Annotated in this window: 9 protein-coding genes; 4 read left to right on the top strand and 5 right to left on the bottom strand. The window is 60.5% G+C overall.

Annotation, left to right across the window (positions count from 1 at the left end; all coding sequences use genetic code 11):
• Positions 1–7: 7 nt before the first annotated feature.
• The 4 genes from IEX75_RS14445 to IEX75_RS14430 form a co-directional block, all read right to left on the bottom strand.
• Positions 8–2,056 carry a M13 family metallopeptidase gene (locus tag IEX75_RS14445; RefSeq protein WP_188794993.1) on the bottom strand — a complete coding sequence of 683 codons (2,049 nt, stop codon included), beginning with the start codon at positions 2,054–2,056 and terminating at the stop codon, positions 8–10.
• 104 nt (positions 2,057–2,160) lie between these two features.
• Positions 2,161–3,465 (bottom strand): c-type cytochrome, encoded by a 1,305-nt coding sequence (locus IEX75_RS14440; protein ID WP_188794992.1) that lies wholly within the window; start codon positions 3,463–3,465, stop codon positions 2,161–2,163.
• A complete protein-coding gene (locus IEX75_RS14435; protein ID WP_188794991.1) occupies positions 3,462–5,735 on the bottom strand; it encodes a xanthine dehydrogenase family protein molybdopterin-binding subunit in 2,274 nt (757 codons plus the stop codon). Before IEX75_RS14435 ends, IEX75_RS14440 begins: the two co-directional genes overlap by 4 nt.
• A complete protein-coding gene (locus tag IEX75_RS14430; protein WP_188794990.1) occupies positions 5,732–6,235 on the bottom strand; it encodes a (2Fe-2S)-binding protein in 504 nt (167 codons plus the stop codon). The genes IEX75_RS14435 and IEX75_RS14430 overlap by 4 nt, the downstream gene beginning before the upstream one ends.
• A gap of 222 nt (positions 6,236–6,457) precedes the next feature.
• Between IEX75_RS14430 and IEX75_RS14425 the strand changes: the two genes are divergently transcribed.
• From IEX75_RS14425 to IEX75_RS14410, 4 genes are all read left to right on the top strand, one after another.
• Positions 6,458–7,555 (top strand): XdhC family protein, encoded by a 1,098-nt coding sequence (locus IEX75_RS14425; RefSeq protein ID WP_188794989.1) that lies wholly within the window; start codon positions 6,458–6,460, stop codon positions 7,553–7,555.
• A 202-nt stretch (positions 7,556–7,757) separates the two neighbouring features.
• Complete coding sequence (locus tag IEX75_RS14420; RefSeq protein ID WP_188794988.1) at positions 7,758–8,372, top strand: nucleotidyltransferase family protein; 615 nt, start codon at positions 7,758–7,760, stop codon at positions 8,370–8,372.
• Positions 8,373–8,810: 438 nt separating this feature from the next.
• Positions 8,811–9,389: an acetate uptake transporter gene (locus tag IEX75_RS14415; protein WP_188794987.1), complete on the top strand. Its 579-nt coding sequence runs from the start codon at positions 8,811–8,813 to the stop codon at positions 9,387–9,389.
• A gap of 31 nt (positions 9,390–9,420) precedes the next feature.
• Positions 9,421–10,848: a hypothetical protein gene (locus IEX75_RS14410; protein ID WP_229720831.1), complete on the top strand. Its 1,428-nt coding sequence runs from the start codon at positions 9,421–9,423 to the stop codon at positions 10,846–10,848.
• Between the two features lie 97 nt (positions 10,849–10,945).
• Here the strand turns inward: IEX75_RS14410 and IEX75_RS14405 are convergent, their stop codons facing one another.
• On the bottom strand, positions 10,946–13,300 hold the full coding sequence (locus IEX75_RS14405; RefSeq protein WP_188794986.1) for a winged helix-turn-helix domain-containing protein: 2,355 nt from the start codon (positions 13,298–13,300) through the stop codon (positions 10,946–10,948).
• Positions 13,301–13,470 lie beyond the last annotated feature (170 nt).

Genomic DNA, 13,470 nt, shown 5'->3' with positions numbered 1-13,470 from the left:
CCTCGCTCTACCAGATCTTCACGCGCTGATCGGGTGACAAATACAGCTTCTCGCCCGGTTTTACATCGAACGCCGGATACCAGCCATCGATATTGCGTACTGTCTGTGCACGAATGCTTTCCGGCGCATGCACGTCGGTAGCCAGTTGCTGACGCAACGCGGCATCGCGAATCTTGGAACGCCAACTTTGTGCGTAGGCGATAAAGAAACGCTGATCGCCGGTGAGGCCATCGATCATCGGCGCCGGCTTGCCATGCAATGAGCGGTGATAAGCCACGTAGGCGATCGCCAGGCCGGCGACGTCGGCGATGTTTTCGCCCAGCGTCTGTTGGCCGTTGACGTACAAGCCCGGCAGGGCTTCATAGTGGTTGTACTGCTCGGCCAGTTTTTGAGTGTCGGCATGAAAGTGTGCGGCATCCTGCGGCGTCCACCAGTTCGCCAATCGACCCTGCGCATCGAAATCGGCACCGAGGTTATCGAAGCTGTGACTGATTTCGTGGCCGATGGTTGCACCGGTGGCGCCGTAGTTGGCGGCGTCATCGGCATTCGGATCGTAGAACGGCGGTTGCAGGATCGCGGCGGGAAAATTCAGTGCGTTCTGCAGCGGCATGTTTATCGCATCCACCGTCTGCGGCGTCATCCACCATTCGCCACGATCGACCGGCTGATGCAGTTTGGCCAGCTGATAGCGATAGTTCTGTTCGATGGCGCGCTCATGATTGCCCAACGCGTCATCAGCGCGAATCGTGAGATCACTATAGTTGCGCCAGCTGTCGGGATAACCTACGCCGACGCGCAAAGTGTGCAGTTTTTCCTTGGCCTTGGCACGCGTGGCCGGCGTCATCCACGCCAGCGTATCGAGGCGTTCGTCGAAGGTGGCGATCAGGTTCTTCACCATCTCTTGCACCTTGGTCTTTGATGAGGGCGGGAAGTAGCGCTTCACATAGATCTGGCCCACCGCATCGCCCAGGTCGTTGCTGGCGGCATCCACCGCGCGCTTCCAGCGCTCGGCCTGCTTGGGCGTGCCTTGCAAGGTCGTGCCATAGAAATCGAAATGCAGATCGGCGTAGGCCTTGGGCAACAAGGGCGCGGCGTTATCGATCGCGTGATAACGCAACAAGGCCTTCCATGTATCGATGGGTTCACTGCCCACCAAGGCGGCAAGGCCGATGGTGGCGGCAGGCTGCCATACACCGAAACGCGGTTGATCACCGAGCTGCGCGGCATGGAAATAGACCTTCCAGTTCAACCCAGGCGCATGCTGCGCAAAGTCGGCCAAGTTCCACACATGCTGAGCCTTGTGGATGTCCTCGCTGTCGAGCAGGGTTTCCTGGGCATGCGCCATCTTGGTTTCCAGCGCGATGATGGCTTTGGCCTCCGCTTCCGCGTCGGGCGTTACGGCAAGCTTGAGCAGCGATGTGACGTAGCTGTGATATTTCGCGCGTGCAGCCACCATCTCGGCATCTTGCGACAGGTAGTAATCGCGGCTCGGCATCGCCAAGCCACCTTGCATCAGGTACGGCATGTTGTGTGCGGGATCTTCCAGACCCTGCGCCACGAACAGGCCGAACAGATTCTCGGTATGGAAGTTGGTGGCATTGATGGGATCGACGTCGGCACGCTCTTCGCCGCCCAGCACACGGGCCAGGTCGTCGCGCGTCTTGATCGCATCGATCTGCGCCAGCTCTGCCTTCAGCGGTGATAAACCGTGTTGGTCGATAGCCGCCTCATCCATGAAAGCGGCGTAGTAGTCGGCGACCTTGCGTTCGTTGGAGCCTGCAGCCGGATGCGTGCCGGCCATGTTGCGGATCAAATCCGCGGTGCGCTGCTCGGTGAGTTCTTCCAGCGCTTCCGTCGGGCCAGTGCTGGAGCGATCGGCGGGAATGTCGGTGTGCTTGACCCAGGTGCCGTTGGCATAGCTGAAAAAGTCGTTACCGGGCTGGATGGCGTGATCCATGCCGGCGAGATCGATGCCGCTGTTGTCGGTCGGGCCGGCAATCAGCGCCGATGCGCTGCCGAGCAAGGCGAGGGCAAGAATGCGATGGAGTGAATGCATGGCGATCCCCGTCGGATGACTGAACGGAAGGATAGCTGTGGATTGGCAGGGGTTGCAGGTGACATTTGGGCTAGCTGCATCAATGTTGGGGTTTCCACCCCAACCTACATTTGCTTTCGCCGCTCCGCCACATCATCCGGCGTGACCGTGCCCTGCTTGTTGCCAAAGTGTCCGATCACGTAATTGCTGAGCTCAGCGATTTCCGTATTCGAATACGCATCGCCGAAGCTCGGCATGAACACACTCGCACCCTCACCACGCAGACCGGAACCGTGCAGCAGGATCTGCGTAACGTTAGTGCCCCGCACGTCATTCACGCCACGCGCACCCAGTAACGAGGCATACGGCGTCTGCTGACCTTTACCGTTCCACTGATGGCAACTGGCGCAGGCGCCTTCGAACAGCTTCAGGCCCTGCGTGCTCGCTTGCGCATCGCTGCCAGGCGCATAGTCGCTGGAGGCGAGCGCCGGTGCAGGCTTCGGATCGATGGCAATGGGATCCGTGCCTGCACGCGCCGGAACGCTACGCAAGTAGGCAACCAGCGCACTGGCATCGGCCGGCTGCAGAAAGCGCAAGCTGTTTTCCACCGCTTCCGCCATGGGACCGGCAGCGGAGCCGTGGCCATCGGCATGGCCGGTGGTGAGATAGCTGCCGAGGTCGCTATCGCTCCACGCACCGACGCCATGCACCGGATCAGAGGTGATGTTGTAGGCACGCCAGCCTTGCAGCACGCTGCCAGCCAGGTCGTTCTTGTGATCCAGCGCGAAGGCGAAGTTCCTCGGCGTGTGGCATTCGGCACAATGGCCCAAAGCCGTGGCGAGATACTTGCCGCTGTTCCATTGCGCTGATTGCGAAGCATCCGGCTGGAAGCGCTGGCTCTTGAAGAACCCGGCGTTCCAGAAGCCGATGGTCCAGCGCTGGTTGTAGGGGAACGAAAGATCGTCTATCCGGTTCTGCTGCGAAACTTTTGGCAGGCTGAAAAGATAGGCCTTGATCGCCAGCACGTCGCTGCGGCTCAGCAACGTGTAGGAGGTGTAGGGAAACGCGGGATACAGATGCTCGCCGTGCTTGCCAATGCCGTCGTGCAGCGCGCGCACGAACTCGTCATCACTCCAACTGCCGATGCCGGTGGCTTCATCCGCGGTGATGTTGGACGAGTAAATGGTGCCGAAAGGCAGGCTGAAGGACACGCCGCCAGCAAAGGCTTTGCCGGAACCGGGCACCGTATGGCAGGCGGCACAGTCGGCAGCCTTGGTGAGGTATTCGCCACGCGCGAGCACGTCGGCTGAGGGTGGCGCGCCAGCCATGGCCGGCGAGCTACCTTCGGAGCTGTCGGAGCGGTTCAAATACAGATACACGCCTGTGCCGATCAGCAGCAGGATCACGATGAAGAGCAGGAAGCGTCTCATGCGATGTCCCTCCTCTCTTCACGCGCGGCGGCCGAGACGACGGATTTGAGTACCTCGGGGCTTTGCACCAGCACATGGCGATCCACTGGCAACTTGTAGAGACGCACGCCCGTGGCGGCAAAGATCGCATTGGCCAAGGCCGGCGCCGCAATGGCCGTACCGACTTCGCCCAGACCACCCGGCGGCTCCGCGTTCACGACGCGATGCACTTCCACCAACGGTGCTTCGTTGATACGCAACACGCGATAGTTATTGAAGTTGCTCTGCTCGACCGCACCGTTCTTGATGGTGAGCTCGCTGTACAACGCAGCGCTGAGTCCGAACAGCACCCCGCCCTGCACCTGCGCCTCGATGGAACTAGTGTTGACGGCGATGCCGACGTCAATCGCAGCGACCGCCTTGCGCAAGCGCACTTCGCCTTGCGGGGTGACTTCGGTTTCCACGATCAGGCATACATGGCTGCCGAACGGCTCGGCCAAGGCGATACCGCGACCGACACGTGCCGGCAATGGCTGACTATTCCAGCCGATTTTTTCGGCAGCAAGATTCAACACGCCCATCGCGCGCGCATTCTTCTGCAGCAGCGAACGGCGGAATTCGAGCGGATCCTTATTGGCATGATGCGCCAGCTCGTCGATAAAACTTTCCACGACGAACAGGTTGTGCGTGGGACCTACGCCGCGCCACCAACCGACGATGAAGCCGGGCGGCATGTCATGACGCATCCATTCCACGTGAGCCTTGGGAATGTCGTAGGGAATTTCCACCACGCATTCCACCGCATCGCTGTCCAGGCCATCCTTGCCCATCGCACCCGGCGCAAAACGCGCCAGCACCGAGCCGCCGCTGGTGCGGTAGCCATACCAGACGGGCCGGCCTTCGGCATCGAGCACAGCGGAGATCACATCGTGATACATCGGCCGCATGTGGTCCTGGCGAATGTCTTCCTCGCGCGTCCACACCAGCTTCAGTGGATACGGCACCTGCTTGGCGAAGGCCACCGCCTGCTCCACCCAGTCGGTTTCCAGGCGTCGCCCGAAGCCGCCACCCAGATACTGGTTGTGCAGCACGATTTTCTCGATGGGCAGGCCGGTGATTTTTGCCGCTTCCTGCGCAGCACGCATGGGTACCTGCGTGCCGGTCCAGATCTCGCATTGATCATGGGTGACATGCACGGTGCAATTCATCGGTTCCATCGTCGCGTGCGCGAGCATCGGCGATTGGTATTCCGACTGCACCAGCGTGCCCTGCGGACGTTCGCCATCATCGCGCGCCACGATGCCTTTGCCGTTGCGCGCACTGTCGGCCATGGCATCCTGCAATTGCTGCGTGGTGAGGTTGGCGTTCACGCCAAGGTTCCAATCGATGACGAGCGCTTCCATGCCTTTCTTCGCGGCCCAGAAATGCTCGCCCACCACGGCGACCGCATTGTCCAGGCGCAGCACATCCACCACGCCCGGCAGCTTGCGTGCGGCTTTGTCGTCGATGGAAGCCAACTTGCCGGCGAAGGTCGGGCAGGCCATCACGGTGGCAACCTTCATCCCCGGCACGCGCACGTCGATACCAAATTGCGTGGCGCCTTTCACCTTGTCCGCCGCATCCACGCGCCGGATCGGCTTGCCGATCAGCTGGAAATCCTTGGGGTCGGTGAGCTGCACTTTTTCAGGCATCGGCAGCCGGCCTGCGACATCGGCCAATTGATTGAAGGTGGCACTGCGTCCCGATTTCGCGTGATGCACCACGCCGCGATCCACCGTGCAGGTGGAAGGGTCCACATGCCACTGCACCGCCGCCGCGCTCACCAGCATGCTGCGCGCCACGGCGCCGGCTTCGCGCAGCACCGACCAGGTGGCGCGCGTGCTGGTGGAGCCACCGGTGATCTGGCCACCCAGTGCGGGGATGCCATACAGATCGTCGCTAGGCGGCGAGTGCTCTACCTTGATCTGGTCCAGGCCCACGCCGAGTTCTTCGGCCAGCAGCATGCAACAGCCGGTGTAGATGCCCTGCCCCATTTCCACGCTGGGCATCACCAGTCGCACCGGGCCTTCGCTGTCGATGCGGATGAAGGCATTGGGTGCGAACGGCGGGTTGCCATCGGCCATGGCTGCCGCCGTGTCGGCTGGCTGCCGGCGCGCGCTCATCATGGCCGAGGCCGCGCCGGTGCCACCCAGCCAGAGAAAAGCGATTGCCAAACCGCTGGATTTCAGTACGTTGCGGCGTTGCAGATCGATGGTTTCAGCTGGCGCTTGCGTGAAGGATTCGGTGCTCATGGCGCAGCTCCTTCTGGCGTGCTGCCGATCGTCTGCAAGATCTCGAGCTTCCCGGTGGCGGCCTGCTTGATCGCTGCGCGAATGCGCACGTACGTGGCGCAACGGCAGATGTTGCCGGACATGGCCGTATCGATATCGTCGTCGGAAGGATGGGGCGTATGCGCCAGCAACGCTGCCGCCGCCATGATCTGGCCGGACTGGCAGTAGCCGCATTGCACCACGTCCACATCCAGCCATGCTTGCTGAATCTTCTGCCCGGCAGGCGTATTGCCGACGGCCTCGATCGTGGTGATGGCACGGTTGCCGATATTGCCCACAGGGAGCACGCACGAGCGCACCGCCTGGCCATCCAGATGCACGGTACATGCACCACATTGTGCGATACCACAACCGAACTTGGTGCCGGTCAACCCGATGACATCGCGCAACACCCACAACAACGGCATGTCGTCGGGCACATCGACCGGGTAGGACTGACCGTTGACGGACAAGGACACCATGAAAGCCTCCGTACTGCATCAGGAGCTGCGTGTATTGTCTAAAACTGCGGCGTTTGCCTAAAACGCGCACGCCTTCAAAGCACGCAACCGAAAACTACCCATTCAACACAGCCGACGTGATAACGGTGTGCCGGCAACCCCACTACAGGATGGCATCGAACGGCAAAGACGTGACACCATCACAGCCATCGATTCTGCTCCTTTTGTTCGTCGACAGCAAAGATGAATTCGGCCCACGAACTAACGACCTTGATTGCGGCACTGCGTGATTTGCATCGCGAAACCACGCCAAAAGCGGCCCTTGCCACGCTCACGCGAACACGCGGCTCGACGTTTCGCCGTCCCGGTACGCGCATGCTGGTCTTGGGCAATGGCCAAGTGGTGTGCGAGCTTTCCGGTGGCTGCCCGCAGCGCGATATCGTGGCGCGCGCGTTGGAAGTAATGGGCAGCGGCGAAACCAGGCTGGTGGGCTATAACGCAGAATCAGGTCTGGACGTGCTGATCGAAATGGGCTGCGGCGGTGAACTGGAAATACTGATCGAACCGCTGCTGTCCATCCACGATACGGATTTCATCGACACGCTCTCGCGCTGCCTCGACGAGCGACGCATGTTGCACATGGCCACGCTTTTTGGCGTGAATGGCAAGACAGTATTGCCGCGACGACTGGTATGGAATGGAAACGGCGTGGCGTACGATGCCATCGGCGATGCATTGCTGGTGCAGGCCATCATCGCGCATACCCCGGGCCTAGCATTGCGGCGTGCGGGCACAGTGAGATTTCCTTCCGCACAAGGCACGGTTGATGTACTGGTGGAAGCGATTGCACCGCCACACGCATTGGTGGTGATCGGCAGCAGCGCCGCGGCGCGTGCATTGTTGCCGCTCGCAAGCGCGCTGGGTTGGCGCACCACGTTGGTCGATCACGATCCTGCCCGGCTGCGTGCCAGTGATCTCCCGGCGGGCTTGCATACTGCCTGCGCCACGCCACCGCAACTCATGGATGCCGTTGCACTGGATGCGCATAGCTCGGTCGTGGTGATGACGCATAACCTCGAACAGGACATGGCCTATCTTGGCGCCTTGCGCAACGCACCGGTGGCGTATATCGGTGCATTGGGTTCGCGCGAACGCGTGGCGCGCATGCGCAACAGCCCTGCGCTTGATGGCTTGCATGTGCATGCACCGGCCGGGCTGGATATCGGCTCGGAAACACCGGAGGAAATCGCGTTGGCGATTGCGGCGGAGATCATGGCGGTTGTCAATGATCGTAACGGGGGGCATTTGCGCGATAACGATGGTGCCATCCACAGTTCGTAGGTTGGGGTGCGAACCCTGACGTATCCCTGCGTTTTTGCGGTTTGAGAAGGCGATAGTGCGAAGGAAGCGAACCCCAACATCGATATCCCATGCATCACAATGTTGGGGTTTGCACCCCAACCTACGCGCTAGAGCAAAATGGATTCCCGCTTTCGCGGGAATGACGGCAAGGTGGAACTTGGCAAGAATGGGTAATTCAACCATGCCCCACGATTTACCCGTCATTCTCTTACTCGCCGCCGGCGAAGGCAGCCGCTTCGGTGGCGCCAAGCAACTGGCGCCGATCGCCAGCGAGCCCATGGTTCGGCGCATGGCTCGCATGCTGCTGGAAACGGGTGCGCCTGTGCTCGTGGTCACCGGCGCTTATGCCGATGAAGTCGAAGCGGTGCTCGATGATTTGCCGCTGGGCCTGATCCGCTGCAAAGACTGGCAGTCCGGTATGGGCCATTCGCTAGCCGCGGGCGTTCGCGCCTTGGTCCGCGCGTTTCCGTCGGCGTCGGCCGTGTTCGTTTGCCTGGCGGATCAGCCGCTGCTCGATCTGGACATGTTGAACACCATGCTGCAACGTCACACGCAAGCATCGGAGCGTATTCTCATCACGACCCAGCACGGTACGCAGGGGCCGCCTGCCCTGTTTCCGCGCGACTGTTTCGACGCGTTGGCTGCACTTTCCGGCCCGCAGGGGGCGCGTGCGATATGGCAACAGGATATGTCCCGCGTGGACCTGTTCGAGTCGGAAAGCCTTTTGGACGTCGATACGGCCGAGGATCTGCAACACGTGCGGTGGCTTCTGTCTAGAACAAAACGAACACCGTAAACGCACTCCGCACCTTTATCCGATTCACCAGATGATGAATTTGCACGCCAGACATCTGGTGTTTTAGTCATAAATCCGTAAAGTCGGCTTCAGGGTTTTAAGCCTGCGCGGCCAGCTTGCTGCCATGCAGCACTTCCGCGTTTGCACGGGTAAAGAAGCCTGGCTTGCCTCCAGGCATGCAAAGGGAGGAGCCCACGTCGAAACGGTGCGAGCCGTCATGACGACAGCGTCCCTGCCGGCGCCTTGCCGTGCCTGAACGCCGCACTGGCGACTCATAGCAGCGCGATTGAACGCATCCAATGACGTGGCGCACCCAGCCATCGGGTCGCCATCCGTGTCAGAGCGCGGGCATGGCGCACCACGCCAACCAGGGAGCCGGGCACTGCGGGCAGTACGGAGCACGCACTCCGTCCATTCCATTTTGGGGAGGTTTCTGCCATGAGCAATGAACAGGGTATTGCGCGATTTTCCAACCCGGCCCCGCTAGGCCTGGCGGGTTTCGCGTTGACGACGTGGTTGTTGAGCATGATCAACGCCGGCTGGTTTACCGGCGATGCGATGAACATGGTGCTGGCGGTAGCGATGGCGTATGGCGGTACGGCGCAGATGATCGCCGGCGTGATGGAGCTGCCACGAGGCAATACCTTCGGTGCCACGGCGTTCGTGAGTTATGGCGCCTTCTGGTGGTCGTTTGCATTGTTCGTGCTGTTTCTGCACGACAAAGTGCCCGCTGCATTCGTGGGTTGGTATCTCTTCATGTGGGGCGTATTCACGTTCTACATGTGGATCGGCACGCTGCGCGGCGTGCGTGCGGTGCAGCTTATTTTTCTGGCGTTGTGGATCACCTTTTTCCTGCTCGCTGCCGGCGAGTGGACCGGCATGGGCCGCCTGCACGTGGCCGGCGGTTACGTGGGCCTGATCACAGCACTCCTGGCGTTTTACGTATCGGCGGCAGAAATCATCAATGAAGCGCACAAGCGGGAGGTGCTGCCGGTCGGTACGCCCCGCGCCGCATGAAACCATCAGCCATAACGATAAGGAGCACACCATGAAACGACATGCCCTGTTTCTGGCCCTTGCAGCTATCGGCCTTACCGTCACCACTTCTGCTTTCGCACAAAAGACCGACAAACGGGACAAGGAAATCCAGGCGCTGAAAGCGCTGGTCGAAAAGCAACAGCAACAACTCAATCAGCAACAGCAAGATCTGCAGCAACTGCAGGATGCACTGACCCAGCTGCAGAGCCAGCAAACCCAGCAGCAGACGCAAATTCAGCAAACGCAGCAAGTTCAGGCGCAACAGGCCCAGACCATCGCCTCGGTGCCGACGAAACCGACGTTCACCAGCTCGCCGGGCGTTTCGGTGGCACTGCATGGCTTTATCGATGCCACGGCGTTTACGCAGAGCAAGAGTTTCACCTACGGCAATGGCCAGAACGCCGAATATCCGATCCCCGGATCGAATGGCCAGCTCAGTGGCGTAGACGTGCGCAACACGCGCTTCTGGCTGGATCTGACCGGCGGAAAGGTCGCAGGCGACTGGATCGGCGGCGGCCACCTGGAAATGGATTTCTTCGGCGGCAACAACGGCACCGGCGCTTATTCGATGGAACAGCCGCTGCCCCGCTTGCGCCAGGCCTATATGACGCTGGAAAACCCGGTGACCGGCAGCAGCTTCAAGATTGGCCAGATGTGGGATCTGATATTCCCGTTGGATGATCTGCCCAACTCGCTCAGCCACATCGCCTTCCCGCTAGGCTACGGCACCGGCATCATCGGTTGGCGCTTCCCCGGCATCATCTTCTCGCAGGATCTCAATCACGGTTCGAGCGGTCCGCTGTGGCGCCTGGATCTAGCCGCGTTCTCAGGCACATGGAGCGGCCCGGGAAGTCCGATCAACTACATCAGCGCAGGCAATGCCAACTTCCGCCCGCAGATCGAAGCAAAGCTGCACGTGCAGGAGGCGAAGGAGTGGATGCTGTTCGCCGCGGCGCATTGGGGCCAGATCCACCTGGCTGGGGTGGGCGACAGTTCGCCAACGCCGATCAAGCGCCAGTTCGCCAGCACGGCCTTCGAGCTGGGCGGTGAATGGACGCCTGGTCCATGGGTATTCCGTGGCGTGGGTTATACGGGCCGCGGCATCGGCCAGATCTTCGGTGACCTCTCGCAGTTCGGCGATATCAAGGATACCGGCGGCTACGTGATGGGCGGCTACAAGTTCACGCCGAACTGGAGCGCCAATCTGTTCTATTCCCTCAGCAAACCCAATTCGACCGACGTGATCCGCTGGCTCGACAATGGCTCAACCGGCTTGCTGAAGGATCGCCAGACGGCCGCGAACCTGATGTACAGCGTGGGTGATTATTCGTTTGCGCTGGAATGGATTCACGCGATTCTCGATTCCACCAGCAATGGCAAGACTCGCGAGCAGACGAGTGGGAATCAGGTGAATGTGAGTGCGTATTACAAGTTCTGACGATTAGCCAGAACGATGCCCGTAGGTTGGGGTGCAAACCCCAACATTGCCATCCTCATCGACATGGCGATGTTGGGGTTTGCACCCCAACCTACGCTCAATAGACGAACACCGAAGCATCTGCAGGCAATGCACGATCACCTGCAAGTTGCCGTGCCTTGTTCCGGTATTGCTCCCAATACGCCATCTGCCCCAACGCGCGATACACACATGCCTGTGCCCACGCCGCACGCCAATCCAGTTGGCCCCAGGTCGAAAGCTTGCCGCTGACGGATGCCGCTTCTTCCACGTTGCCGGCCGCCAGCAACGCCTGCGTATAAGCCTGGCCGATATCGACGATGAGTTCAGGCACGCCGAATTCATCCGCCTTGCTCATGGCGAGCTTCCACTGAGCCAGCGCCTGATCGTGGTGGCCTTCGCTCCACGCTTCCACCGCCTGCGCACGCAACAGCAGGATGGCGATCCACTCGTCCTTGTCTGGTGCTCCCGCTACCCATGCCTGCATAGCGGCAACGCCATCCTTGAGTTCCTTCGTCTTGCCTGCACGCTGCATCACCATCACGTTCGTCAGCAACGCGTCGGCGTAGTCCCGCTTGTCGTTGCCCTTTTGCAACAGCTGCGGCACCAGGGCCTTGGCTATCCACGCTTGCGATGCCTGGATATCGCCCCGTTGCAACGCAAGTTTGGCCAACAATATGTAGGTCACGTCTTGCAAACCCGGTTCGCCGGCGGGATCGCGCTGGATATCGCCAAGCAGATGTTCCAACAGGCTGGTCGCCTCGGTCGTGCGGCCGTTGTCGGCCAACGCACGCGCACGTTCATAGACGAGCACGTGACGGGTGACGTCATCTGGAATGTCCCAGTGCTTCTCCTCGAATGGCCAGTAGCTGTCGGCGACAGCCAGCTCGTCGGCGTACTGCAACAACATCCTTCGCGAAACAACCATGTCCTGGAACAGATCGGGAATGAACTGTCGCATGCCCATGCGCTGGTATTCATCGTAGGCGCGCTGCAGCACGGGAAGTGCCTGCGCAAATTGCCCGCGCTGCATGGCTAGCCTGGCCAGGGACGCATCCATCCCGAGCGCAGCGACGGTATAGCCATCCAATGCATAGTTGACGCGGGCGAGTCCAAAATCGGACTGTGCCTGGTCGAATTTTCCGTCGGCAAGAGCCAGCTCTCCGCGCTGGGCATAGGCGAATGCCAGATACGTGGCGTTCTTCTGCTTCTGCAGAAGTTGCACCGCTTCGTTCAATGCAGCCTCGCCCCCGGCGTAATCATGTTCGCGGAAATAGACGTAGTACTGTTGCGCAAGCACCCTGCCGCGCAATACCGGCTGCTTGTCGGCAGGCAAGCGTTGCAGCAGATCAGCCAAGCCTTGCTTGCAAAGCTCGTACTCGCCTTGGTTGCAATGAAATGCGGCTTTTTCATAGTCATACTCGGGCATCTCGCGAACGGCAGGCGGGGCCTTGTCGAGCAACTCACGCACGACATCGCCGGAACCGGCATACGTCGCCGCCTCGATGCTCATCAAATATTCTTGTTTTTCGTCATCGGAGACCGGCTTGCCGGGTGCTGCCGCGATGCCCATCTGCGCCAGCAGCCGGGTCTCTGCCGAGCGAGCCGCCTTCAGCACGCTGTCCATCGACGATTCCGCCTGCCAGGTGCGGCCATTGGGACTGCTGGCATCCAAATGGACCTGCCAGGCGTTGTCGACCAAGGCGACGCGTGGACGGATCACCAAGGCGAATGCCGCAAACCGCTGGCCACCGTTCGTATCCGGTTCGTTGAGCAGATCGAGCACGGTCTGGCTGCTTTCGACGGGAACCTTTGCTTCGCGCAAATCATTGGAAATGAGATCCATCAGTCCCAGGTGCAGCCACTTCCAGTCCTCCGGGGCATTCACCTCGGCAGGTAACACGATGGCCGTGCCTCGGCTAAAAGATACGCGTTTGTGATGTGTCGACCATCGCCAGCAAACCACCACGGCGACAAGCACGAGCAGCGATGTCATCCATAGTGAACGCCGCAGCCATGGCGATCGCGACAAAGCACGCGTTGGGGTGGCACCCGCTTCAGGCTGCGTATTTTCATTTTTTATGCGGGCCTGCTCGGCCGTATCGTCAGGTGCGTCGCCAACCACCGTATCCAGCATCCAGCGGTAACCCACGCGCGGCATGGTCTTGATACAGCGCTGCTCGGGGCTGACGTCGCCCAAAGCGCGGCGCAATCGCACGATGGTTTGGGCGAGCAGATTGTCGCTGACGTCAACACGCCCCCACACCGCGGATACCAGTTCGTCCTTGCCGACGGCACGTTCGCGATGTTCGATCAAATAGACCAGGCAAGCGAAGGCATTGGCCGCGATGGTGATCGGCTCGCCGTTCCGGCTCAGCTCCCGCGCAACGGGGTCAAGGCGAAAATCCCCGAAATAATAAACTCGCTTCCCCATGCGCGGACCCTGTCATCAAAGGACGCCTGACCTCCGTTTTGGATAGCCAAACTGCAGGCTGGTTTCATGGTGCGATAAATATCGCAACGTTGTCGAATGATAATCGTAGCAACGTGCGCAGGTTGGGGCGTAAACCCCAACATTGCCATGTCAATCAGCATCGCGATGCT

Origin of the sequence: Dyella nitratireducens (assembly GCF_014642835.1) — a bacterium.
Lineage (GTDB): Bacteria > Pseudomonadota > Gammaproteobacteria > Xanthomonadales > Rhodanobacteraceae > Dyella_B > Dyella_B nitratireducens.
This window is presented reverse-complemented; position numbering and strand designations above follow the sequence as displayed.